The 24,714-nt window shown below is 60.3% G+C and carries 20 protein-coding genes; 5 read left to right on the plus strand and 15 right to left on the minus strand.

Annotation, left to right across the window (positions count from 1 at the left end):
• Positions 1-820 precede the first annotated feature (820 nt).
• The 8 genes from JQ575_RS18835 to JQ575_RS18870 all read right to left on the minus strand — a co-directional run bounded on the left by JQ575_RS18835 (position 821) and on the right by JQ575_RS18870 (position 12,465).
• The gene (locus tag JQ575_RS18835) at positions 821-1,780 is read right to left on the minus strand and encodes a hypothetical protein (protein WP_212034710.1); all 960 of its coding nucleotides are present in this window, start codon (positions 1,778-1,780) and stop codon (positions 821-823) included.
• A gap of 7 nt (positions 1,781-1,787) precedes the next feature.
• On the minus strand, positions 1,788-3,167 hold the full coding sequence (locus JQ575_RS18840) for an MBOAT family protein (protein ID WP_212034711.1): 1,380 nt from the start codon (positions 3,165-3,167) through the stop codon (positions 1,788-1,790).
• Positions 3,168-4,328: 1,161 nt separating this feature from the next.
• Complete coding sequence (locus JQ575_RS18845) at positions 4,329-5,111, minus strand: enoyl-CoA hydratase/isomerase family protein (protein WP_212034712.1); 783 nt, start codon at positions 5,109-5,111, stop codon at positions 4,329-4,331.
• A gap of 72 nt (positions 5,112-5,183) precedes the next feature.
• Positions 5,184-7,277 carry a molybdopterin oxidoreductase family protein gene (locus JQ575_RS18850; protein WP_212034713.1) on the minus strand — a complete coding sequence of 698 codons (2,094 nt, stop codon included), beginning with the start codon at positions 7,275-7,277 and terminating at the stop codon, positions 5,184-5,186.
• Positions 7,278-7,407: 130 nt separating this feature from the next.
• On the minus strand, positions 7,408-8,025 hold the full coding sequence (locus tag JQ575_RS18855; RefSeq protein ID WP_212034714.1) for an Isoquinoline 1-oxidoreductase subunit: 618 nt from the start codon (positions 8,023-8,025) through the stop codon (positions 7,408-7,410).
• A 22-nt stretch (positions 8,026-8,047) separates the two neighbouring features.
• Entirely contained in the window at positions 8,048-8,572 is a 525-nt protein-coding gene (locus tag JQ575_RS18860; protein WP_212034715.1) for a (2Fe-2S)-binding protein, read from the minus strand.
• Entirely contained in the window at positions 8,569-11,343 is a 2,775-nt protein-coding gene (locus JQ575_RS18865) for a xanthine dehydrogenase family protein molybdopterin-binding subunit (protein WP_212034716.1), read from the minus strand. The genes JQ575_RS18860 and JQ575_RS18865 overlap by 4 nt, the downstream gene beginning before the upstream one ends.
• 30 nt (positions 11,344-11,373) lie before the next feature.
• Positions 11,374-12,465: a hypothetical protein gene (locus tag JQ575_RS18870; protein ID WP_212034717.1), complete on the minus strand. Its 1,092-nt coding sequence runs from the start codon at positions 12,463-12,465 to the stop codon at positions 11,374-11,376.
• Between the two features lie 309 nt (positions 12,466-12,774).
• Here JQ575_RS18870 and JQ575_RS18875 point away from each other — a divergent pair, with 309 nt between their 5' ends.
• The 5 genes from JQ575_RS18875 to JQ575_RS18895 are packed head-to-tail and all read left to right on the plus strand — an operon-like array spanning position 12,775 to position 17,800.
• A complete protein-coding gene (locus JQ575_RS18875; protein WP_409364803.1) occupies positions 12,775-13,749 on the plus strand; it encodes a tripartite tricarboxylate transporter substrate binding protein in 975 nt (324 codons plus the stop codon).
• Positions 13,750-13,775: 26 nt separating this feature from the next.
• Complete coding sequence (locus tag JQ575_RS18880; protein ID WP_212034719.1) at positions 13,776-14,246, plus strand: (2Fe-2S)-binding protein; 471 nt, start codon at positions 13,776-13,778, stop codon at positions 14,244-14,246.
• A complete protein-coding gene (locus tag JQ575_RS18885) occupies positions 14,243-16,384 on the plus strand; it encodes a molybdopterin cofactor-binding domain-containing protein (protein ID WP_212034720.1) in 2,142 nt (713 codons plus the stop codon). The genes JQ575_RS18880 and JQ575_RS18885 overlap by 4 nt, the downstream gene beginning before the upstream one ends.
• Positions 16,381-17,079, plus strand: coding sequence for a substrate-binding domain-containing protein (locus tag JQ575_RS18890; RefSeq protein WP_212034721.1), 699 nt, complete (start codon positions 16,381-16,383; stop codon positions 17,077-17,079). Before JQ575_RS18885 ends, JQ575_RS18890 begins: the two co-directional genes overlap by 4 nt.
• Before the next feature lie 34 nt (positions 17,080-17,113).
• Positions 17,114-17,800, plus strand: a complete 687-nt coding sequence (locus JQ575_RS18895; protein ID WP_212034722.1) for a cyclase family protein — start codon at positions 17,114-17,116, stop codon at positions 17,798-17,800.
• A 46-nt stretch (positions 17,801-17,846) separates the two neighbouring features.
• Here the strand turns inward: JQ575_RS18895 and JQ575_RS18900 are convergent, their stop codons facing one another.
• The 7 genes from JQ575_RS18900 to JQ575_RS18930 form a co-directional block, all read right to left on the minus strand.
• Positions 17,847-18,581: a Crp/Fnr family transcriptional regulator gene (locus JQ575_RS18900; protein WP_212034723.1), complete on the minus strand. Its 735-nt coding sequence runs from the start codon at positions 18,579-18,581 to the stop codon at positions 17,847-17,849.
• A gap of 277 nt (positions 18,582-18,858) precedes the next feature.
• Entirely contained in the window at positions 18,859-19,827 is a 969-nt protein-coding gene (locus JQ575_RS18905; RefSeq protein ID WP_212034724.1) for a tripartite tricarboxylate transporter substrate binding protein, read from the minus strand.
• A 210-nt stretch (positions 19,828-20,037) separates the two neighbouring features.
• A complete protein-coding gene (locus JQ575_RS18910) occupies positions 20,038-20,877 on the minus strand; it encodes a phosphodiesterase (protein WP_212034725.1) in 840 nt (279 codons plus the stop codon).
• A gap of 8 nt (positions 20,878-20,885) precedes the next feature.
• Positions 20,886-21,947, minus strand: coding sequence for an ABC transporter ATP-binding protein (locus JQ575_RS18915; protein WP_212034726.1), 1,062 nt, complete (start codon positions 21,945-21,947; stop codon positions 20,886-20,888).
• Positions 21,944-22,729 carry an ABC transporter permease gene (locus tag JQ575_RS18920; protein WP_212034727.1) on the minus strand — a complete coding sequence of 262 codons (786 nt, stop codon included), beginning with the start codon at positions 22,727-22,729 and terminating at the stop codon, positions 21,944-21,946. The genes JQ575_RS18915 and JQ575_RS18920 overlap by 4 nt, the downstream gene beginning before the upstream one ends.
• Positions 22,730-22,732: 3 nt before the next feature.
• Positions 22,733-23,548, minus strand: a complete 816-nt coding sequence (locus tag JQ575_RS18925; RefSeq protein WP_212034728.1) for an ABC transporter permease — start codon at positions 23,546-23,548, stop codon at positions 22,733-22,735.
• A 129-nt stretch (positions 23,549-23,677) separates the two neighbouring features.
• Positions 23,678-24,685: an ABC transporter substrate-binding protein gene (locus tag JQ575_RS18930; protein ID WP_212034729.1), complete on the minus strand. Its 1,008-nt coding sequence runs from the start codon at positions 24,683-24,685 to the stop codon at positions 23,678-23,680.
• Positions 24,686-24,714 lie beyond the last annotated feature (29 nt).

The raw sequence follows: 24,714 nt of genomic DNA on the forward strand, positions 1-24,714 counted from the left end.
ACCGAGCCCAGCCCACGCTACTAACCGGTCGATGCGCATTCGCAAATCCATTTTTATGGAACTCTGCGCCACCTGTGCCGGTTAAGCCGGCGATTTGTGTGCCCCCCTCATTGTCGAGTTTATCCTGCCCCTTAACCGCCCAAATCGGTGCTGAGGCTGCACTGCTGATACCGGTCTAGGGCAGAAGATGATTAGGACGGTCTGGCTTACGGTTTTATGTCTAGCGCTTGTCAGCGCCCTGGCCGCCGGCAAGGCGGCTAGAACGCCTGCTGGCCCAGTTGCAGAGCTCCCGGCAGACCAACTCACGGTTGGTATTGACCGCGCTCCAGATACGCTTAGCAAGGCCGATCGGCTTGAGGTCAACTACGTGCGTCCGGAGACCCCACCGCAACCTATCTCGCAGTCAATCGAGCCGCCCGCACCGGTCGTCACTCCGCCCACCCCGCCGATGGAAACCAAAATCATAAGCCGACACTGGCGCGATCCCAATGCTCTCTCATTTTCGGGCAAAGATTCCCAAGACCGAATCCAAAAAGAAGAGCAGAACGTCGATCGCAAACGCAATCAGGCCGAGGATCGATCCAAACCATCTGAACCGGTAAAGCCGTGCAGCCGGCCCGGTCCTTTTGGCGATCTATTAAGGGCCGTGAATTTATCGCCCGCATGCGCATCGTAATTTCAGTCGCGAACAACGTGGCAATTGAGCAAATTATCCGACCTAGGCCCCAAGCAATCGTTCATCGAATTTTATGAAACTTCCTCTCGGCTCTAGACAGAGCGAGTGAATTCGTGGTTAGGCCTCGAAACGGTGACTCCAACCTTAGCGGGCAAGGTCTGAGGATGTCCGCTTTACCACCTCGCTACCCATTTTCCGCTCGATCGCTCTCTCTAAAGAGCGCGCCATGATGATAGCCGATCGGTCGTCAAGATGTGCTCCATCGGTCCATCGGATCTCGTTGGATGGATAGTCCAATGATAACCATTTGCCGTGGTCGTGCCCAAAGGCCTCTGCCATCGCTGACCGGCCCGTTGTCATATAACGGGACCGCGCGAATGCGGGGCCCAGAGGAAGTTCGTAAAAGAACACCGAAACGCCTTGCATCTCGAGCGTGCCCACGATGTGCTTCAATTCGGCTACATGTCGACGGATGATCTGATCGTGATCCGGATTGTTCCATTCTGCCAAGATAGCAGCGAGCTCAAGTGGGTTGTATTCGGGGGCTGGCGGCTTTCGTAGAATTGCCTCTTCTAGAGCCGCTTGCTGAAGAAGCGCAGATTTGTCATCTCTGTCAAAGCGCCGCCAATCGTCGAGCTTTTGCTGGTACAACGCGGCTAATGTGCGAAGGGGCCTTAAATTCATGGGTGCGCGCGCAGGCTCCGCATTGCTCGTGCGGACCCTCTCAACCATTGCCTGGTCGATACCGCGAGAAAGAGTATTGGTCTCGATAGCTATGAGCCGCGGCCGAACAGCGGTCGCCGCCGCAATCATTGCTGCCCCGGTCAACGGAGATCCACCAGGCAGCGCCAGATTTCGAACGTAAAGTTTATGAAAAAATTCTTCGTGCAATCGCACGGTGAACGAACTGCCCGTTAACGCGATCGGAGCAACTGGGCTGTTGAGATAACGATCGGCAATCTTGGACTGTATTTCATCCGTCGTGGTCGCGGGAAAGTCCGGGAAGTCATGGAAGAGCCGAGGAGCTATCCAGCACATGGCCAATACTGCGGCACATGCAGCGCTCGCCTTCACAAACCAGCTCATCGAGGTAGTACGGTCCATGTCCAACCTAGAACTGGAAATATATGAACGCTGTGTCGGGACCGGCTTCGATTAGCATCAGAGCTGCCATCGCGCCATACACATAGGGATCCAGGTTACCCCGTAGCACAACGAGCCTCTCCGAGGTAATAAAATGCTGTATGAGGACTGGCAGCGCATAGATCAGCGCCAGACTTCGGTAAATGCGCGCAGGGTTGGGCACGGACTGATCAACGAACATACCAGAAATATAATCCATCGCATGCTCGAAATTCGGGAGCTTGAAGAAAACCCATAAGAAGGAGACGCATAAAAAAACAACAAGCATGCGAGCCACAACGATCACGCGACGCAGAGCGGCAATTGCTGCAAGTTTTTCTATCAAGGGCAGGAACGGACGCTCAATCACCAGAAAGAGGCCGTGCATTAGCCCCCATGCCAGGTAGCTCAATCCGGCGCCGTGCCAAAGACCGCCCAGGCCCATCACGATCATTAGATTGAGGTATGTCCGCCCTTGACCATGGCGGTTGCCGCCTAACGGGATGTAGAGATAGGTGCGGAGCCAGGTTGACAGCGAAATGTGCCAGCGCGTCCAAAACTCAGCAAATGACTGCGAGATATAGGGCAAGTTGAAATTGATTGGCAGACGGTAGCCGAACAGCAGCCCAAGCCCGATCGCGATTGCAGAATATCCGAAAAAGTCGGCATAGATTTGATAGCTATAAAGGAACAAGCAGAGCCAACGGTCGCTGCTTCGAAGCGCATGGTATAGAGGAAAATCCATGTTGGTCGTGAGCGTGTTGAGGTTGTTCGCGACAAATAGTTTGAAGAAGTAGCCGGTGACAATCCATCTCGCCGCCTCGACGAACGGTACTTCGTTGAGAAATTTCGGTTGGATTTGCGGCAGAAAGTTTTCCGCCCGCGTGATAGGCCCGGAGACGAGCTGCGGGAAGAATATAATGTAAAGAAACACATCCCATTGGGAGGGGGCAGGGCCGGTGCGTTTCGTCATGTCCACCAGCAAGCTGATGTTGTGGAAAACGAAGAACGAAATGCCTATTGGCAGCGGGAGGTTCAGCAAGAGGTCAATCGCGCCAACATCCGAGAGCGCCGGTGAGGAGGGATCGACAAACAGCAATTTGTATTTGAAAAAGGCTAATAACGCGAGGTTGAATGCAATGCCGGCCGGCAGCCACAACTTACGTCGAACCATGGCCTTCAAGAGAAAGAAGTAAGTTCCGAAGACCGCTATCGCGAGCAGCGCTAGCAATTCCGGTTGCCCGAATCCGTAGAAGAACAGGCTTGCAACTACCAGGATGTAGACCTGATACGGGCGAACGAATGGCCAGTAATAAAGGGCAAATACCCCAGACACGAACACCGCAAATTGCCACGACGTGAACGTCAAAGAGTTAGCCTCCAAGCAGGGGTAATGGTTGGAAAAACCCCATCATGTCTATTAAGCGGTCGCGCGGCCGTCCCGACGTGCGGATTTCGGATTCCGCGCAATGGAGCCGGCCATCGCGAGCAAGCCGGTTTAATTCCAGCTTCAACCCGTCGTGCAAAACAAGCTCGCTCGCGTGGTCTTGCCACCAAATGCTCCCATCTGCTGGCTACAGCCACCCATCGCCGACCAATCTGAGGACGATCTACTTTGGATCCGCGGGCCATTTCTGTCATTCAAAGCAGATTACGGCATCTTTGTCGTGCACGGACATACTCCAACCAAATCGAGGCTGCCAGATCTTCGTTCACATCGATTGAACCTGGACACAGGTGCTTGCTTCGGCGGCGAATTGACTGCGGCTGCGTTCTTAAATCAAAAGGCGCAACCACTGTTCTTTGTAAATAGCCTAGGTGCGGTCTGGCAGCCACAGACTGATGGTCTACATCGTACCGACTGACTCCAAGGGCTTGGGTTGTCGAATTCACCGTATTGACGGATCCTAGAGATCCCGCTCATTCACGATCACCAACACCATTCGCTCATGAGGCATCATGGAATTTGTTTGAGCCTCCGCGTCTTCTGACTGCACGATCACATCAGCAGGAGGTCCTGGGCTGTGATGGCATCAACGTTGGTGAGTAAGGCCGACGAGGCGCAAAGGCATCCAGAAGGGCGCAATTGGTCAACTAATTGTTGGGGCCGTTCGAACTGCTCTTCCACCAGGATTTGCGGGGTCGGTGCGAAGGAAATAGCAAGTCAGTGTTTGGATTGTTCAGTCGCAAGAAAGCTTCGGAGTTGGCGCTGCGGGCCAACTCGACTATCGAGAGGTATGGCCGCTTGACGGCCTACTGTCCGGGCGCCGCTACGTCTTTGCTAGCACTTCACAGAAGGTGCCGACAGCGACCTCACGGATGCCGATTACGCGCCGCGGCCCATCATTGATCTACAAGCCAACTTCCAACCTATGCCAAGCGTGCGCGCAACAGTTGATCTCGGCCTCCAAGAAGCGCCATCAGGAGCGATCAAAAGCGATCCTGACTCTTTCTCGAAATGACACCTAGCATCGAAAGTCATTGATTTACTTTATGGCCCCCAAGGCTCACGTAGGAGGCCACAACCGAACTATTTGCCCGTCCAGAAGGGCTTGCGCTTTTCACTGAAGGCCTTGAGGCCTTCCTTGGCGTCTTCTGTCATGGCCAGCAAGGCAATCTGGCTTTCGGTGTAGGCGATGCTTTCGTCGAACGACATCGAAGCGATGGCGCGCATGGCATATTTGCCGCGCCGGATCGCGGTCGGCGATTTGTCGACGATTCGGCTGATCAGCCAATCGACCTTAGCGTCGAGCTCGGCTGGCGGCACCACGTAATTCAGCAGCCCGGCGGCCTGAGCCGCCTTCGCATCGAACGGTTCGCCCGTCAGCGCCCACTCATTGACAAGGCGCGGCGGCGCCATCGATTGCAACAGACTCATCACCTGCATCGGAAACACGCCGACCTTCACTTCGGGCAGCCCGAAGATCACGTGGTCGGCAGCCACCGCCATATCCGTCATGCACAGCAGGCCCATGCCGCCGGCCATGCAAACGCCCCCTACCCGCGCGATCGCGGGCTTGGTGGCGTTCTGCGACAATCGCAACAAATCGGCGTAGTCGACATTCGGCCTGGAAAAATCCATCGCAAAAGCGGCGCCGCTGTTCTGCAGGTCGGCGCCGGCGCAAAACGCCTTGTCACCCGCCCCCGTCAGGACGATGACGCGCACTTCCTTGTCGTCATGGGCGTCGCGATACCCCTTGGCGATACCGGCGACGACGTCGGCATTGATGGCGTTGCGCTTGTCCGGCCGGTTGATGGTAATCCAGAACGCCTGTCCGCGCTTCTCGCGTATAACGCTGCTGTTGTCGGTCATTGTTCCGCTCGCCCTGTTTGCCATGGATTGGCGAACATTTGCGGCAGGATGACGCCGGACTGCAAGCAGGATTTAAGCCGAGGGCGTGGCCTTCTTCACCCAAACCTTGTTGTCATGGAACGCCGCACCGCCCACGGGGGCAACCGCCTCGGCTCCGGTCAGCATGTTGATACCGCGACCACCGATATGGGCCTTGTTCGGCTGAATGGATTCCGCGATCAGTACGCCGCGTCTCAGCCCGTCGAACAGCTTTAACGTCAAATTCGTCTCGCCTCTCACGTTGCCGAGTGTGACGACATCCCCATCGGCGAGCCCGAGCTCCGCGGCATCATCGGGATGCATCATCACCGAGGGCTTGCCCTCGCGCGCGATCGACGATGGCGTTTCGTTGAAGCTGGTGTTGAGGAAGCTGCGCGCGGGACTGGTGGCGAGACGGAACGGATGGGCCTCATCCGCTTCCTCGATAATGGTCCAGTGGTCCGGCAGCGACGGCATCTGTGCCCAGGGGCCCAAGGCGTTGCCGAAGGGCGGGTTCGCCCAGTCAGCCTTGAAGTGAAACTTCTTGTCCGCATGCGCAAAACCGTCGAGGTAATGCGAGGTGCGGAAATCCGGCTGGAGGTCGCGCCAAAGATCCGCCTCCAGGTCCGCGATATCGCCATGACCGCTCTTCTGCAGCGTCGCGTCGATCAATTCGCGCGGCGACATCGTAAAGCCGGGATGCACAGCGTTAAGCCGGCGGCCGAGGCCCTGCAAAACCTCGTGGTTCGAACGGCACTCGCCGGGCGGATCGATCAGCTTGGCGCCGACCGAAATATGCTGATGGCCGCCACCGTAATAAAGATCGTCGTGCTCCATGAACATGGTCGCCGGCAGCACGATGTCGGCCATGACAGCCGTCTCGGTCATGAACTGCTCATGCACCACCATGAACAAGTCTTCGCGCGCAAACCCCTTGTGCACCAGCGCCTGCTCCGGCGCGACCGTCATCGGATTGGTGTTCTGGATCAGCATCGCCTTGACCGGCGGCCCGCCCTTCAGAGCTTCCGCATCTCCGGTCAGGATGCGACCGATTTGCGACTGGTCGAGCCAGCGGGTGTTGCGGTCGAGCGCGTCGTGGCCCTCGATGATGGATTCGTCGAACTTCCAGATCGCAAAATTGTTGAAGAACGCACCACCGCCCTCATGTTGCCAAGCGCCGGTTACCGCCGGAATACACAGCGCTGCATGCATCTGCGCCGCACCATTACGGCTCCGCGTGAAGCCATAGCCGAGACGAAAGAACGAACGCTTGGTCTGACCGACCAGCCGGGCAAACGCCTCGATCTCCTCGACCGGCACGCCCGAGATCGCCGAGGCCCACTCCGGCGTACGGCTCGCAAGGTGTGCTTCCAGTTCATTCGGGCAATCGGTGTAGCGATCCATATATTCGCGATCGGCGTAACCTTCGCGGAACAACACGTGCATGACGCCGCAGGCGAACGCGCCGTCAGTGCCGGGCTTAAGCAGGATATTGATATCGGCCTGCTTCATGGTGTCGTTGTTGTAAACATCGATCGCCGCGATCTTGGCGCCGCGCTCCTTGCGGGCACGCATCGCATGCGTCATCACGTTGACCTGGGTGTTCACGGGGTTGGTGCCCCAGATCACGACAAGGTCGGACACGCCCATCTCTCGCGGATCGACGCCGGCGATCTTGCCGGTGCCTATGGCAAATCCGATACGGGCGACGTTGGCGCAAATCGTCGAGTAGAAACGGGAGTATTTCTTCACATTGGCAAGACGGTTGATGCCGTCGCGCATCACCAGGCCCATGGTGCCGGCATAATAATACGGCCAGACCGATTGTGCACCGAACTCCTTCTCGGCCTGATCGAAACGCGCGGTGATTTCATCCAGTGCGTCATCCCACGAGATCCGCGCGAACTGACCGGAGCCCTTGGGTCCGGTGCGGCGCATCGGATGCAACAACCGGTCGGGATGATGAATGCGCTCGGCATAGCGGGCGACCTTGGCGCAGACGACGCCGGCGGTGTAGGTCTGCTGCTTGGAACCACGCACCCGGCCGATACTGCGGCCGTCGATCACCTCGATATCGAGCGCGCAGGCCGATGGGCAATCATGTGGGCAGGTGCAGTGGCGGATGTCGACCTTGGCATGCTGGTTCATGCGCCGATAGGTAACATCAAAATTCGCCGTCGCCGAGTAGCTTTATCGGCGGGCACACCGGCGAAAACGGCAGCCAAGCCATGCATTAGACGCCGAGATAGACCATCGCCGCGACGTCACTGCGCAGATATTACTGCGCGGGACAGGCCGCGCCGGTCTTCACCCAGGCCTCGACCAGCGCGCCGGCCTGCTTTTGCGTACCGGGCGCGGGGCTGCGGCCAACGCCCGGGGCCCAGGCCCAGCCGACCAGCGTATCTTCGCCGATGTGATGGATCAGCTCCTCGGGCTTGCGACCGCCGTTGCGCGCGGGATCCTTGAGCTGCGTGCAAATTTCGGCAACCGTCTTGCCCTCCCATGCCATCTCGCGCGGCGCGAGATGCCATTCCGGATGGCCCGGCATGCGACCGGGTTCGAAGTTCGCATTCTGATGGCAGATCGAGCAGCGCATCGCCGGAAGACCGTGGCCGTCGGCACCGCGGGCGACTGGTGGCTGATGCAGCCGGCTCTCATCGCCTTGCCGCGGACGGTCGGTGGCCGGATGGCAATTGGTGCAGCGCGGATGGGTCAGCACCTTGCCGAGTTCGGTGAACATCGCCGCCGAACGCGCGTCCGTATCAGAAATTGATGCAAAGCTCTCAGGACTAGCAAGGTTCCGGGGTGCAGTTTCGGAAACCGCGTAGCCCGCAAGCATGCTCGTCGCCACGGTAGCGATCGAGACGAGAAGCTGAAACCGCAGTTTCGATTTCATGTCGCCTGGTCCTTGCGCCCGGTCATTGCTTCGCCACGAGATAGCGCTTGGAATCCGCGAGGATCACGTCACGTACAGCCTCATGATATTTGACATAGCCGGTGCAGCGGCAGATGTGTCCGTCGAGCGCTTCGGCGATGGTTTTTTCGAGTTCCGCGCGTGCCACAGGCGCCTTCGCCAGACGCTCCAGCAACACCTGGCCCTCGTTCAGGAAACCAGCGGTGCAATAGCCGCACTGGAATGCGAAGTGCTCGATAAACGCCTTCTGCAGCGTCGTAAGCTCACCGTTCTTGGCATGTCCCTCGACCGTGCGGATGAACTTGCCGTCGAAACTCACCGCAGAGACGACGCAGGTCGGACTGGTGAAGCTTGTCCCATCGGGGTTGTCGATGATGACGGCGCAGCTCAGGCACTGCGCGGCACCGCAGCCGAACTTGGTGCCGGTCATGCCGAGATACTCGCGCAGGAAATCGTTCATCGAAAGATCGTCGCGAACATCCGTCGGTCCGTGCGCGCGGCCATTGATCGTGATGCTCAATTTGGTCACGCGAGCACTCCCTTGAGCAGGCTGGTGGTCACCGGCAGGGACTGGAAGCGGCGGCCGGTGGCGTCGAAGATGGCGTTCAGGATCGCCGGCACGACCGGAACCATCACGACTTCCGCCATGCCCTTCGGCGGCTCGTCCGGCGTCAGCGGCGGCAACATCTCGGTTTCGAGGTCATGCAGCGGCAAATCCGATCCGCGCGCCACAAGATACTGCCCGAGATTCCACTGGCCGTTGCCGGGACCGCCCTCGTAGGGCGGCAGGTTCTCCAGCAGGGCATAGCCGACGCCCATCGCAAAGCCGCCTTGCGCCTGGCCCAGCACCACTTCGGGCACCAATGCGCGGCCGCATTCAAATACGTTGTAGGCCTTGGCGATACGCAGCACACCGGTCGCGCGCTCGATCTCGACGTGGACCAGCGTTCCACACATCGAGGTGTAGGTGTTGCCGCTCTGGTTGTTGACGGCCGGCGGGAATCTGACGCTGACCCGATCGATCCGGGCGAACTTGCCGTTACCCTTCCGCACCGCCAGCGCATCGATCTCGGCGCGATATTGTTCGCCGTTGAACGGAAACCGCGCACGCGACCACTCCCAGCGGGAGAAGCTGTGCGCCATGGCGCCGGTCACCAGATTGCGTGCATGCGCCTTCGCGGCCAGTGCCGGCAAAGGCAGCGCCGCAAGACCGGACATAACAAGCTGTCCGTCTTTCCATTGCGCCTTCGCCCAATCCTTTGCGCGCGGGTCGCTCGGAGCGATGTTCCACAACTCAAGCGCCGCCGGCCACAGGCCATACCGGAAGATGACCCGCGCCGCCTCGGCCGCCGAATGGGTTCCCACATGCGCGCCGACCGAGGCGCTGGTCGCCGTACTGATCGCGGGCACCCAGCGCGGGTCTTTCTCTGCCCGATCCTGCGTCTTCTGATCCATCGTGTAGGGATCGCCCGACGTGACCAGCCCGAGGACATCATAGCTATCGACGCGTGCCACCGAAACTTCGTCGGCGACGATGCCGAGATGGATCGCGACCCGGTTGGCCAGCGCGGTGCCGATACCATTTCCCATCTCGACATGGTCGCAATAGATCGTAATCCGGCCTTCGGGCGAGAGTTCGACACGCCCCAGCGAACAATCGGCGCCGGCGCCGTAGTCCTTGGTCACGCAGGCGAGCCCGGTGCCAACGAGGGTGCCAGGCCGCGCAGCCGCTTTCTGCTGCGCGCGCTGCTGCCAGATCGGATGCTTCTCGAGCTTGTCGAGCATTTCCGTGGTGCGGACCGAGACGCTGTAGCGATTGCCGCACATGGTCCGGCCGTCGGGCTTGAGCGCGTTGCGGCGTCGGAATTCAATCGGATCGAGCGGCAAGGCAGCTGCGACTTCGTCGATCAGCACTTCCAGCGCGGTCATACTCTGCAGCGTGCCGTAACCGCGCATCGACCCGGCCGTGACGCCGCGGGAATGCACCACAACGGTGGTCACATCGACTTTGGGAATGTCATAGATGCCGATCGCCGCAGTCGCGGCAACGGTTGCCACGTTGACAGAAAAGTTGGCAAGGCCCCCGCCATCGAGCACATGGTCGGCGGCGAAGGCCGTGATCTTGCCGGTGGTGCGGTCAACCCCGATCCGGGATCGCATCTTGAAGGCATGGCGTTTAATGCCGGCCTGAAACTGCTGATGGCGGTCATGCGCCAGCCGGACCGGACGGCCGGGAAAGAACATCGCCGCCAGCGCCACATAGAGGACGAACGGGGTGTGGTCGCGGCCGCCGAACCCGCCGCCGACATAGGTGAACTGGGCATTGATGCGTGCCGGCTTGAATGGAGCGCTCGCCTTGCCGAGCATATGCTCAATCGATTCAGCCGCCTCATAGGGAGACTGCACACCAAGGACCAGTTCCAGGCTTTCGCTTTTGTTGTTGTACCAGGCGATGCCGGCTTCCGGCTCGAGAAACATCGGATCGACGGATTGGGTTTCGAACTCGCGATCCAGCATCAGCAGATTGGAATTTTTCGCTGCGAGCTCGCTTCGAATTTGTTCGCCATAGACCGCGGCCTTGGAGTAAGGCGCCGGCGTGTCCTTTGCGAGCGGCGACCACACCGGGAGTGGCGATATCTGGGAGCGTCCCGGGCTGACCCAGCCCGCCTGGATCGGTGAATAGACATCGGGCGCATCGGGCGTTGCGCCGGCCACCCGCGTGAAGCGATAGGCACCGTAGCTTGGTATCGCGACCGGGCCGGTCTCTTCGCCGAACTTGACGAAGGTCCCGTCTCGCAACGCCAGCCGCGCCCGGTCGAAGGCGTCGAACGTCTCGAAGATCAACAGCGCGACCGGCTGCCCCATGTAGATCGGCGTCTTGCCGACCGGACAGAACAGGTCGCCGGTGTAGAATGCTGGAACGCGCGTGCCGATCTTGTCGAGGTCATCAGCGGTCACGACCACCGACGGCTTGAGCGCACCGCTCAGCCGCGCGAGATCCATTCCGACATAGACATGCGTGGCATCTGGCGCGCGAACCAGAATCGCGTGCGAGGTCGTTTGCGGCCAGCCCGGCAGGTCGGACGCGCGGAAATCAGACGCGTAGAGTTTCGCGCCGGTAACCTTGGCGACACCGTCAATACGGCCAGCACCGTTGGCCGCGGGGTTCCAACTCTCGCGTCCCGGGAGAGAGGCACGTGGGGGCAACCCGGCCGCTTCCGCCGACCCCCGCCGCGACAGGCTGAGGGCGATGCCGCTCGCCGACACCCATTTCACAAATTCGCGCCGCGAAGGCCGCATGTTCCTACCTGTCGGTCAACACTATCGGAACTACTTCAGATCGGCGATCGACGCGGGGCCCGGCCCTGTTGTCACCAATGTCGGCCATTGCTTCGAGCCGAACGGAACGACAGGCGGCAGGAACGGCGTCATGCCGCGCTTGCCGGTTTCCGCAACGATCGCGACACGCGCGTCACCCCCCATCAGCTCGTAGTCCATCAGATGATAGTTGCCAAAGAACAGCGAGCCGACCGAGCGATCCGCAATGATGCGGGTCAACGATTCCAACATATCCGCTGGTGTCGTCGTGAACGAAACCGTCTCGATCAGCAGCAAGCGGCTGTTGATCGCGTCAGGACCGAAGAATTGCGCCAGGATGCTGAACAACACGTTGTTCTGGCGCGCCACATAGATCGTGTTGCTCGCGGCATAGGTCTTGTCCCAGTCGGCGCCAAGTTGCTTTTTCCAGTCCGCCAACACCGTCATCCAGTGCCCGACTTGTGTCTGCGCCGCCCAAGCCACGTTCTTCGCCAGATATGGCGCCTGCTTCTTGCCGAAGGCTTCGAGCGCGGCGAACGGCACGACGCCCTTGGCGACGCACTCGTCCATGAACGCGAGGTTGTTCTGCAGGATGGTCCGATTATTGTCGCGCCAACCGGGTTCCATCGGCGTAGCATCGAGACCATCGAGCGCCGATTGCATGCGGCTGCGATAGGCCAGCATCGCCCCGCGCCAGGATTTGTCATTGGGATTGTCGACATAGGGGCCGACGACCTGGGCCAGGGCCATCGTGCTGTGGCCGACCGATTTCAGCAGTTGATAGACGATCGGCACCTGCGGCGCATCCATTGGCGGCATCCCCGGCCGGTACAGGATCATCCGACCGCCGGCGCCCGAGAACAGGGCGAGAATCACCGGATGCTTGTCCAGGATGTTCTTCTGGAAGATCTTTGCTGCATTGCCATAAAGCTCGAACATGCCGGTGTTGAGCGCCAGCATATCCCTGGTCGCGATATCCGAAGCGGTTGCAGCTGATGTACCCGAGATCGGCGCCATATAGGCCGGAAGGGTCTGGGCATTGGTGACGGCGCTACTGCTGGCGAACAGAAGGGTAGCAACAGCCATGCAGGAGAAGAACTTCATGTCACATTCCTCGCGACGGGGTGTCCTGGATCAGCAATCAGTTTCCCACTTTCAATGATTCTGTTTGCGTTGGCCACGGCCAGCCTCGCGTCGATGATGCAGATGGTTGCGGCCTGATTGATGCAATACGTCAAATAGGACGAGGGCGTTGCTGGAAAGGGGCTGGGTGGGTCAACAAGCCAGCAGCGCGACGAATGTCGCATCTGAAGGTACTGGCGATCACCGCGCGGATCGCTAGACTTCCGCTGAAGCCAGATTGGGCCGGCAACAGGCCAAGCAGAACAAGGTCGGGTTCGGGAGGTTGAAATGATGCGCTTGAGATGGGCGCTTGCGCTGGCGGCAACGCTTGTCGCGGCACAGGCCGTTCTTGGGACAACAGGCCTGGCGCAGGACTATCCCTCAAGGCCAGTTCGGGTGATCGTCCCGTTCGGCGCCGGTGGCCCTGCCGACGTCACCGCCCGCCAGATCGGCAGCATCCTGCAGGAAAGCTTCGGCCAACCCTTCGTCATCGAAAATCGCACCGGCGCCGGCGGCGTCATCGGTACGCAGGAGGCCGCCAAGTCGCCACCCGACGGCTACACGCTGCTGATGATGTCGAACACCCAAACCGCCAATGAATCGCTGGTACCGCAGCGCAAGTATGAACTGATGCGTGATCTCGCGCCAATCGCACCGGTCAACTATTCCGACCTCGTGGTCGTGATACACCCTACGGTCCAGGCGAAGACGCTGCAGGAATTCATTGCGCTGGCCAAATCCCAGCCCGGCAAGCTGAATTATGCGTCGTCCGGCCAAGGCACGCCGTATCACATGGCCGGCGAGCTGTTCAAAACCATGGCCGGCGTCGATCTCGTGCATGTCCCCTACCGCAACAGTGGCGAGGCGCGTAGCGGCGTCATTGGCGGCCAGGTGCAGATGATGATCGACGCGGTTCCGACGATGGCGCCCAATGTCGCGGAGAATCAAGTACGCGCGCTGGCGACCACCGGCAAGACGCGCTCCACCGTGCTGCCCAACGTGCCGACGGCGATCGAGGCCGGCGTTGCCGGCTATGAGGCGACCATCTGGCTGGGATTGATGGCGCCGGCGGGAACGCCAAAGCCGGTCATCGACAAGATCAATGCCGCCGTGAACACCGCGGTGAAACGGCCGGATATCGTCAAGCTGTGGACCCAGCAGGGCGCGGTTCCCATGTCGATGACCCCGGAAGAGTTCGACAAATTCCTGCGCGGCGATATTGTGAAATGGGCGGAGGTCGTCAAGAAATTCGACAAGCCGCAATAAGAACCGCCAGCCAGGGTCTGCGCCCGATGCCAAGCGTGCGATTTCGTCTCAATGGCGTCGAGATTGACGTCCACGCCGATTCCGATCGGTCGCTGCTGGATATTTTGCGCGGGCAGATCGGCATGACCGGGCCGCATTTCGGCTGCGGCGCCGGTGAATGCGGCGCCTGCAACGTCATGATCGGCGATCGCGCCGTGGCGGCCTGCGATACGCCGCTGTGGTCGGTGGCGGACAAGGACATTACGACCATCGAGGGCTTGGGGACCCCTGAGCGACCGCATCCATTGCAACGCGCCTTCATCGCCGAGCAAGCGCTGCAATGCGGTTATTGCGTCGCCGGAATTCTCATGAGCGCGGCCGCGCTGCTGAAACGAAATCCCATGGCCGGCAGCCGAGAGGTGAAAGAAGCGCTCGACGGTAACCTTTGCCGTTGCGGCTCACATAACCGCATGGTGCGGGCGGTGCTGCGCGCAGCCGACGAGATGGCGGCGGAATGAACCAGCCAGCGCCCAGCCCATCCTCGCCCAAATTGCCGGTAAATCTCGCGGCAAACCCGAAACTGTCATCCTGGTTGAAATTTTTGCCGCAGGGACAGGTGACGGTCTCGCCGGGCAAGGTGGAGATCGGGCAAGGTATTGTAACGGCCCTGGCCCAGATCGCCGCCGACGAACTCGACATCGATATTTCCCGCGTGCAGATGGTCCGCGCGTCGACCGCTGTCAGCCCCAACGAGGGCGTGACTTCGGGCAGCCTCTCCGTGCAACAATCGGGACGCGCGATGCGGCATGCCTGCGCCGAAGTACGCCAGATCTTTCTTCAACTGGCATCGGAACGGCTGGGTGTGGACATCGCTTCGCTCGGTGTCGAGGACGGCACCATTTCAGGACCGGGCAATGTCACGACGAGCTATTGGGAGCTTGCGGAAGAAGTCTCGCTCGATCGCGACGCGGCGCCCGATGTGAAACCGAAACCGGCCACACGCCGCGTGCTCGCCGGAAACTCGGTGCAGCGCATCGACATCCCCGACAAGGTATTCGCGCGGACGCGCTTCATTCACGATTGGGCATTGCCGGAAATGCTGCACGGCCGCATCTTGCGGCCAGAGAAATCGCGCGCGAAGCTCACCGGGCTGAAAGACGGCAATGTCCGCGCGATGTCCGGCTTCGTCGCTGTCGTGCGCGATGGCAGTTTCGCGGGCGTCGTCTGCGAAACCGAGCATGGCGCGGAGGCAGCGCTGCAAGCCCTACGCAAGGGGGCGGTGTGGGCCGACGGCGAGCCCCTCCCCGATGAGAGCGATTTAGCTGCATTCCTGAAGGCCGCCCCCTCGGAAACAACGATCATCGACAAGCGAATAGCATCGTCGCCCGGTGCCAAGAAGCGGACCCTTCAACGGCAGTATACCCGCCCCTACATCGCCCACGCCTCGATCGCGCCCTCCTGCGCCATGGCGCAGTGGAACGGCGACCGCGTCCACGTCTGGACCCACAGCCAGGGCGTCTATCTCCTGCGCACCGATCTGGCGCTGGTTCTCAAATTGCCGGCCGAGAATATCATAGTCGAGCATATGGAGGGCGCCGGCTGCTATGGACACAATGCGGCCGACGACGTTGCGCTCGACGCGGTATTGCTCGCCAAAGCCACCGGCGGCCGGCCGGTGCGGGTGCAATGGTCGCGCGAAGCCGAGATGTCGGATGCGCCGTTTGGAGCGGCCATGGCGATCGAGATTGAGGCCGATCTCGACGCAGAGGGTGAAATCATCGACTGGCGCCATTCCATCTGGAGCAACGGCCATGTGGCGCGGCCCGGGCGCGCGGTGCAACCTGCATTGCTGGCGGGATTCGAGCTGGAAGACCCGTTTCCGCGGATGATCTCGACCAATCCACCGCAGGCCAATGGCGGTGGCGGCGATCGCAATGCCGTACCGCTCTATGACTTCCCATCCTGGCAGATCGAAAGCCATCGCCTGACGACGATGCCGATCCGCACCTCCGCGCTGCGGACGCTTGGCGCGCAGGGCAATGTATTCGCAATCGAATCCTTCCTCGATGAGATCGCCACGGAGCGCGACGAAGACCCGGTCGCATTCCGGCTGCGTCACTTGACGGACGAGCGGGCAAAGGACGTGATTCGCGCTGCTGCAGAGCGCGCCCGGTGGAAGCCGGAGAAGCAGCCCGGCATTGGCTACGGCATCGCCTTTGCCCGCTACAAGAACACCGGTGCCTATTGTGCTGCGGTCGCCGAGATCGAAAGCGCCGAGGATATCCGCGTCCGGAAGCTCACTCTGGCGGTCGATGTCGGCGAAGCCATCAATCCTGATGGCGTCATCAACCAGATCGAAGGCGGCGCGATCCAGGCCACGAGTTGGGTGTTGAAGGAACGCGTCAGATTCGACCGGCAACGCATCACCAGCACCAATTGGACGGAATATCCGATCCTTCGCTTCAGCGAGGTGCCGGAGGTCGAAGTCGAACTGATCCAGCGCCCGGAGATGGACCCGGTCGGTGCCGGCGAAGCTGCCCATGGCCCGGTCTCGGCGGCCATTGCCAACGCCGTGTTCGACGCGCTCGGCGTGCGCGTGCGCCATCTTCCAATTACACGCGAAAGTATCATCGCCGCCATGGGATCGACTTTATGAGCAGCCTGAACATCCTGAGCGGCGGCGCAGCACAGGGGCTGGTGGCGAGCCTGGCTCCGAAATTCAAGACGCAGACCGGTTTCGATATCGCGGGAGAGTTTGGCGCGGTTGGCGCCATGGCCGACAAATTGCGCAGCGGAATGCCGGCCGACATCGTCATTTTGACCGCAGCGATCGTGGCCAAGCTTGCTGGGGAGAAGCTGGTGGTCGCCTCGTCGATCGCGAATGTCGGCTTGGTAGAGACCGCCCTCGCCGTTCGCGCCGGCGATCCCCAGGTTACGGTCAAGGATACCGTCGGCTTACGCGAATGCCTGCTTGCATCGGATGCGATCTACGTGCCGGACATGGTCGCCTCGACCGCCGGCATTCACGTCGCGAAGGTTCTGGCGCAACTCGGCATCACCGATGAAGTCGCCGCGCGGCTCAAGATTTTTCCGAATGGCGCCACCGCCATGCGCGAAATGGCGGCCTCCGATGCACGACGTCCAATCGGCTGCACGCAATCGACTGAAATCATCAGCACCCAGGGCGTCATACTGTCCGGCGCCCTGCCACCCGGCTGCGAACTGGCAACCATGTACGCAGCTGGCATCGCCACCAAGGCTGCCCACGCGCCCCGAGCGCAGGAGCTGATCGACTTGTTGATCGGCGCAGGGCAACAAGAACAACGCGAGCGCGCAGGGTTCATAAGGTGACTCGTTACGGAAACCTCCCTCGAAGGACTCCACCGTGAAAATCATCGACCTGAGCCGAGAGCTCTATCACCGCACCCCGAGCTATCCAGGCCATCCACCTGTCATCCACGGCGTCTGGAAGACCCACGAAGAATCCCTTGCCGAGTCCGGTAACGTGCACGGACTTGCATCGATGTTCATCTCAATGGTCGATCACGCCGGCACCCACATCGATGCGCCCCGGCATTTCGGCAAGAGCGGCATATCGATCGACCAGTATCCTCTGGAGAAATGCATTGTGCCGGGTATCTGCCTCGACCTGCGCCACATTCTGCCGCGCGCCGAGATTACGCCCTCCGATCTCGAAGTGGCGGTGAAGAAGGCCGACCTGCCGGTCCCGAAAGGCGGCACCGTACTGCTCTGCACCGGTCACCACGAACGCACGTTCCCGCGCAAGGAATATTCGAACGATAATCCCGGCGTGAATGTCGCCGCAACTGAATGGCTGGCCAAGCAAGGCATCGTGCATTTCGGCATCGACTCGATGCGGCCAGGCCCCGAAGGCGACGTGAACGCGCTCGTTCACAAGGCCTGTCTCGACCTCGACATCACCCACATCGAGAGCTTGTGCAATCTGGAAGCGCTGCTCGGTAAAGGCCGGTTCACCTTCATCGGCCTGCCGATGAAGTGGCGCGGGGGCACCGCCTCCCCGATCCGCGCTGTGGCCGTGTTCGACCTGTGAGAATAATCTCGCGAAACGCGCCGGAGAATTAGCCGGCCGCACGCCGCTATTCGTCTTCGTCACCAGATCCGGCTTCGGCCAAATCCTGCAGCGGCTCGGCCTTCAGTACAACGATCGCACCGTGCTCTAGCCGTACCCAGTCGCGCGCCGCCCAGGCCCGCAACTGCTTATTGATGCTTTCTCGCGTCATACCGACCATCTCGCTGATTTCCTGCTGGGTAATCGCAATGGTTCGGCCCTGCGGTTCAAGCTTGTGTTTCTCGGTCAAGCGGAGCAGCGCGCTGGCCAGTCTGCCCGGCAGGTTCTGAAGGATGACCTGTTCGACCTGATCGCTGGTCCAGCGGATCCGCGTACACAACAATTCAATGAACTTCATCGCAAGGCCGGGCTGGCTGCGTACGAAGGGTATGAATTCGCGACGGTCGATCGTGAAGAGCTCGCAGGCGGTGTTCGCGGTCGCGTCTGCGGAGCGGGCAGATCCGTCAAGCAGCGCGATTTCGCCAAAAATCTCGCCCGCCCCGATCAGATTCAGGATTGCATTGCGGCCATCGGGCGACGAAATACTGATCTTCACCGTGCCGGAGATCACCGCGAACAGGCTGTTGCCGGGATCGCCCTTGGCGAAGATCGTCGCTCCCCGCTTCAGCGTGATGTGTTTGGCGTAACGGCAGAGTTGGTCGAAGGCTTCGGGCTCAAGGTCGGCAAAATAGGGATGCTTGCGCAAAACCGACAGTTTGCTGCTTGAAAATCCCTGAGCTTCACCCGTCCTTTGTTGAGGCACGCCAGTCAAACTCCAGAAACTGTTCGGGATGTAGCTCTTCCGTAATCAACGCCGGTTGGCATTTCAACCGGAAAGCATCCTACTGCGTCGATTTAGCGGCCGAAACGCAAAGGCAGCCCGGGCATTAACGCTCCGATAACCCTGGAACCCGCCATCGGATGGTACGGACATCCAGCTATCCCGTCACGCGGAAATAGCCGGACGCCGTTGAGGCACCAATTTCGGGCCTGTAACAGACCTCGGCGGCGCAACGCCGCTCCGACCGCTTCGCTCCGGCTTATTCGTTCGCGATACCCATTTCCTTGATCACGCGCGCGTATTTGGCAAGCTGATCACGCGTCATGACACGCAATTCTTCCGACGAACTGCCGCGCACCGCAAATCCCAGTTCCTCCAGCTTACGGCGTACTTCGGGATCACCGACCGCCTTCAGGGCCTCGGCGTTCAACCGAGCGATGATCGCCTTCGGCGTGCTGGCAGGAGCAAGAATCGCAAACCATGAGTTGAAGAAGAATCCGGGCAAGCCGGATTCAGAGACGGTCGGCACGTCGGGGAATTGCGCCAATCTTTTCTCGGTAGTCACTCCGATCAGTTTGAGTTGGCCACCGCGCACCAGGGCAGCAACTGTACCGAGCCCCTGGAAGCCGACTGGAATCTGGCCTGCGGCGACATCGGTTGCAGCTTGCGTTGCGCCCTTATAGGGCACGTGGGTCAGCGATATGCCGGCCGCGGATGCGAACATCGCCATGGCCAAATGCTGCGGGCTGCCCGGGCCACCCGAGCCATAATCGATCTTGCCAGGCGCTGCTTTCGCGGCTGAGATCAGATCCGCCGCGCTCTTGAAGCTGGCCCGATTGCTGGCGACCAGCCCCCACTCCACGGTTGCAACCAGCGATACCGGTTCGAAATCCTTCAATATGTCCCAGCGCATCTTGGACTGCAGGTTAGGTACCATGGTCATGATGCTGTCGTTGAAGCCCCCGATCGTGTAGCCGTCCGGTTCAGCCCGCGCGACCTGCTCGGCTCCGATCATCCCTGAGGCGCCAGGCTGGTTCAGGATCACGAATTGCTGGCCCATGTTGTCGGCCATCTTTTGCGTGACGATCCGCGCCGCAACATCGACTGCACTCGCTGCAGCCAGCGGCACAATCATCTTGATAGGCCGGTCCGGATAGGATGTCTGTGCGATTGCATCGGAGCTCAGGAGCAGCGCGAGCGCCGGAATCAATGAATGGAGCAGGCGCATTTCATGATTCTCCGCAGGCGGTCAGCATGGGGTGTGAGTCCACTCCGTTCCGGAGAATGATTGCTCCTCCACAACCAGCTTGGCAATGTGTGTCAACAACGAAATGATGGATAAACCGGCAGGGAAGAAGGCTGGCCGGGCAGCGAGGAGGGTATCGAGGTCGGAGTGACAGTTTTCGAAAACGCTGCCGGAAATGGGCCGAGGAGCCTGCTACAGCAATTTTCCATTCGGCCCGAAAAATGGGTGAGGGCCATCAAACGTCCCAATCGGCACCTGATGGGTGACGATGCTGCCGAAGTCCTCGCCCGGAAACCAAGTGTGGAGGTGGAAGGCCGGCGGCTCCACCTTGAACGAGGGCTCGCGGAGTTCAGCAAGGTCAAGATCGACCGCATGGTTCGGCGCCGGGCAGATCGTGGTCGGCACGCCCGCGAACATCGTCAGTGCCGCACGATGGACATGACCGGTAGCGATGAGTTGCACGCGCGGATGACGCCGAACGATGGGGGCGAGTTCGCTGGCGTTGAGGAGATTCTGGCGATCCATGTGCCAGATTCCGGCCTTGAACGGCGGGTGATGCAGGAACAGCAGCGCCGGCCGATCGGGCGAGACAGCCAGTGTCGCGTCAAGCCAGCGCAGCGTGGGCTCTTCGAGTTCGCCATGCGGCTTCTGGTGTACGCTTGAGTCCAGCAGCAGCAGATCCAGCCCTCCGACCTCAATCTTCTGATTGAGCGGCCCTGACGCCAAGGCATACCGGGCGGAAGGAAACGCAGCGCGCATCAGTTCGCGCGAATCGTGATTGCCGGGAATGCCGGCAAACGGGAGCTTCAGGGGTGTCAACAGCCGCGCGAGATACTGATATTCCTCAGCGGTCGGCGTATCCGCGAGATCCCCCGATATGACCACAAAATCAGGTGCCGGCTGAAATTCGTTCAACGCTACTACGCAACGTTCAAGGGCCCTGGCGGTATCGACGCGGCCATAGGCGAGCGAGCCCGGCGGCTTGATATGCAGATCGGAAATTTGAGCGATACGAACCGGTTTTGGCGACATTGGCGCTCTCAACTTTCGGATGGCAGCAAACGAACGGCTTCCGGCGAAATCAACAGCCCTACCCGCTCGCCGGCCTTGGCTTGAACCGTGTTGGGAGCATCGACGGTAATCAGCTTGCTCGATGCGCCGCTGACAACCAGACGTTGCCGGTCGCCGATAAAACTGACGCTGTCGATGACGCCGGAAAGCGGAGCACTCCCCGTCTCCACTACGCGGATCGTTTCGGGACGAATCATGGCGACCGCGGTCGGAAAATTTGCGTCGTTCCCGATCGCCTGACGCCCACCCGGTAAAACGAGATAACCGTTCTCGATCGGGGATTCGATAATATTAGCGGCACCTATGAATTCCGCCACGAAGCGACTTTGCGGCGTGAAGTAGATCTGGCGCGGCGTACCGATCTGGGCAATCGTTCCCTTCTGCATGACAACAACACGATCGCCGAGTTCCATCGCTTCGGCCTGGTCATGCGTCACGTAGATCGTGGTGATGCCAAGCGCGCGCAGCAGGCGGTTGAGTTCGCCGCGTAGCCGGTCGCGCAGCGCCGCATCGAGCGCCGTCAAGGGTTCATCAAGCAGCAGGATACCCGGCCGGATTGCAACTGCACGCGCCAGTGCCACGCGTTGGCGCTGTCCTCCCGAAAGCTGGTCGATGCGGCGATTCTCCAGCCCGGCAATATTGGTCAGCGCGACCAGTTCGGCGACACGCGCCGCACGCTCCTTGGCGGGTACACCGCGGATTTTCAGGCCGTAGCCGATATTGTCAGCTACGCTCATGTTGGGAAACAGCGCGTAGGACTGGAACACCATGCCAACGTTGCGCCGTTCGATCGGCACCGATGTCATATCCTTGCCGTCGAACAATACCTTGCCGCCGGGATCAGGCAATTCGAGGCCCGCGATGATGCGGAGCATCGTGGTCTTGCCGCAGCCGGACGGACCTAGCAACACCAGCGTCTCGCCGCGGGCGATATCGAGCGTCGCGGGCTCCAGCGCGCGCGTTCCATCGATAAACGTCTTGCCGCAGGCCTCAATACGCATCGAGGCGCCATGTCCGGCTGACGCGTTCATCTCTTCTGTTCCTTCTCGGCAAAAAATTGCATGGCCACCAGCAGCGGGATGATCATTACGAAGAATATCAACGTATAGGCCGACGCCACCTCGAGCCGCATCGAGGCGTAGCTGTCCGCAAGCCCGATGGGCAGCGTCTTGGTCAGGGGCGTATGAAGCATCCAGGTCAGGTTGAATTCGCCAAGCGAAAGCGTCACCACCATCAGGCTGCCGGCAAGTATCCCCGGCACGGCATTCGGCACGATCACGTCGCGGAAACGCCGCCATGGTGATGCGCCGAGCGACGCCGCACCTTCGTCGAGCGTCTTGATATCGACCGTTGCAAATACCGCCATCACCGATCGCACCATAAAGGGCATGGTGAAAATGACATGCCCCACCAGGATGAAGAGCCAGGAACGGCGGAAATCGCTGAAGCCCTGGTAGGTAAGCAGCAATGCCAGGGCGATTGCCAGACCTGGTATCGCCAGCGGCAGCGTGATGATCTCCTCGACGATGCGCGACAGCCTCCCTCCCCGAACGTACAAGGCGTAGGCTGCGGGAACACCTATGGCCAGCGTCACTGCGAGGGTTGCAAAGGCGATCACGAATGAAAGCAGGATAGTGCCGGCATAGAGCTGCCAGACCTGGACAACCCATTGCAGGGTTACGCCGGACTGGATACCGCGAAAATAGTTCACGGTAACGCCCGCGGAAATCGACAGGATTGCGGGCACCACCAGGAATGCGGCCACGATCAACGTAAAAATTAGCTGGCCGGTGAAGATTAGACGGTCACGCATGGCTCATCCAGCCGCCGCAACTGCGCTGCCGCTGAAGGAGCGGGCGAGCGCCAGAATGAACCAGGTAATGATGCCGAGCCCGACCGACAGCGCGGCCGAGGTCGAAAAATTCGCAGCCAGCGTGAACTCGGTATAGATCAGCATCGGCAACACATCGATGTTGGTCGCCAGTGTAAACGCCGTACCAAACGCCCCCATCGCCGTCGCAAAGGCAATCGCACCGGAAGCGACGAAGGCCGGCGCCAACGCCGGCAACACGACATCGCGCTGCACCGCCCATGGACTCGCGCCCAGCGAACGGGCGGCCTCCTCAAGTCCGACGTCGAGCTTCTGCACCGCGGCCATGATGGTGAGAATGACGCGCGGGATCGAGAAATAGAGGTAGCCGAGGAACAGCCCGTAGATCGAATAGGCGAAGACCAGCTTCTCGCCAAGCATGCGGTTGGAAACATCACCGATCAGCCCCTGCCGCCCGGCGAGCAGGATGATCAGGAAGCCGATAACCACGCCGGGAAACGCCAGCGGAAAGGTCAGCATCGCAATCAGTACGGCGCGGCCGGGAAAGCGATGTCGCTGCAGGAACATTCCTGCAATCGTCGCCACGATCAGCGTCACAATGGTGGTCGCGGCTGCCAGCGCCACCGTATTGATCAAGGTCGCGCGGTAACGCGGCTCGGTCAGGATCGCCAGATAGCCCGCGACGCCTTGCGGACCTTCCGCCCCGGTCACGACCAGCCGCGCCATCGGAAGCAGGAAAAACGCCGCCGTCACCACCGCAAGCGGCAACAGGCACAACCAGACAAAGGATCTATGCGACATCCGCAGAAGGCGCCCCGGAGCTTCAGTTCTGACGAATCAGAACCGAAGCTCTACTTTATCGACGCGTTTTCTTCACGCGAACCGGTACCCACTTCGCTCGAAAACGCTCTAACCGGACGCCATATTGCCTCAGCGAACCTCGGCGAGATAGCGGTCGACGAAGCCTTTTTGCATGTTTTCCATCTGACCCCAGTCGACATTTTTCGCGCGCGCGTAGTCGCTGTCGGGCAGGAACTTCTTCTTCACGGCCTCAGGCAGTTCGATCGGCCGCGCGGGACGCAGATAGGCGTTGGTCCAAATCGCCTGCCCCTTGTCGGACAGAAGATAGTCGAGAACCTTTTTCGCCTTGTCCTTGTGCGCCGCGTTCTTGACGAGGCCAACGACGTAAGGAAACACCACAGAACCTTCGCAAGGGATCACAAACTCGAAATTGCCTTTCTCCGAGTATTTCGCGCGATAGGCATTGAAATCGTAATCCAGCAGGATCGGCATCTCGCCCGAAACCACACGGGCATAGGAAGTCTGCTTGGGGACGATCGGGTCATTCTTCTTCAGGTCCTTGAAGAAGCTGATTGCGGGATCAAAATTGGCCGCCGAGCCGCCGAGCGCCAAGTTGATCGCGACTGCACCGACATACCCGACTGCGGCCGAAGACGGATCGAGATAGCCGACCATACCCTTATAGTCGGACTTCAGGAGGTCCTTCCAGCAGGCCGGCACCGGCTTGCCACCGAGCGCATCCTTGTTCACGAACAGGCCAAGCGTGCCCGAATGAATCGTCGTCCAGAAGCCATCAGCATCCTTCAGGCCGGCTGGGACCTGATCCCAGTTGACGGGCTTATAAGGTTCGAGGGCATCCTGCGCCTTGGCCTTCATGCCGAAGGTGACGCCGAAATAGCCGATATCGCCGACAGGGTTGCTCTTCTCGGCCAGTATCTGGGCCAACGCCTGACCGGAATTCTTGTTGTCGTGAGGAATATCGTAATTGAGGTCCGCCTTGATCGCCTTGAGCATCGAGGCCCAATCCGCCCATTCCGGGGGACAATTGTAGCAGATGACGTCGGCCGCTTTTGCGGATTGCCCGGGCGCGACTAGCGATAGCGCCAGCAAGGCAAGAACAAAGCGGACGGTCTTCATGGAAAACTCCAATTTTGCGAGGCAGTGAA

The organism is Bradyrhizobium sp. JYMT SZCCT0428 (assembly GCF_018131075.1).
In the GTDB taxonomy this organism is placed as follows: Bacteria; Pseudomonadota; Alphaproteobacteria; order Rhizobiales; family Xanthobacteraceae; genus Bradyrhizobium.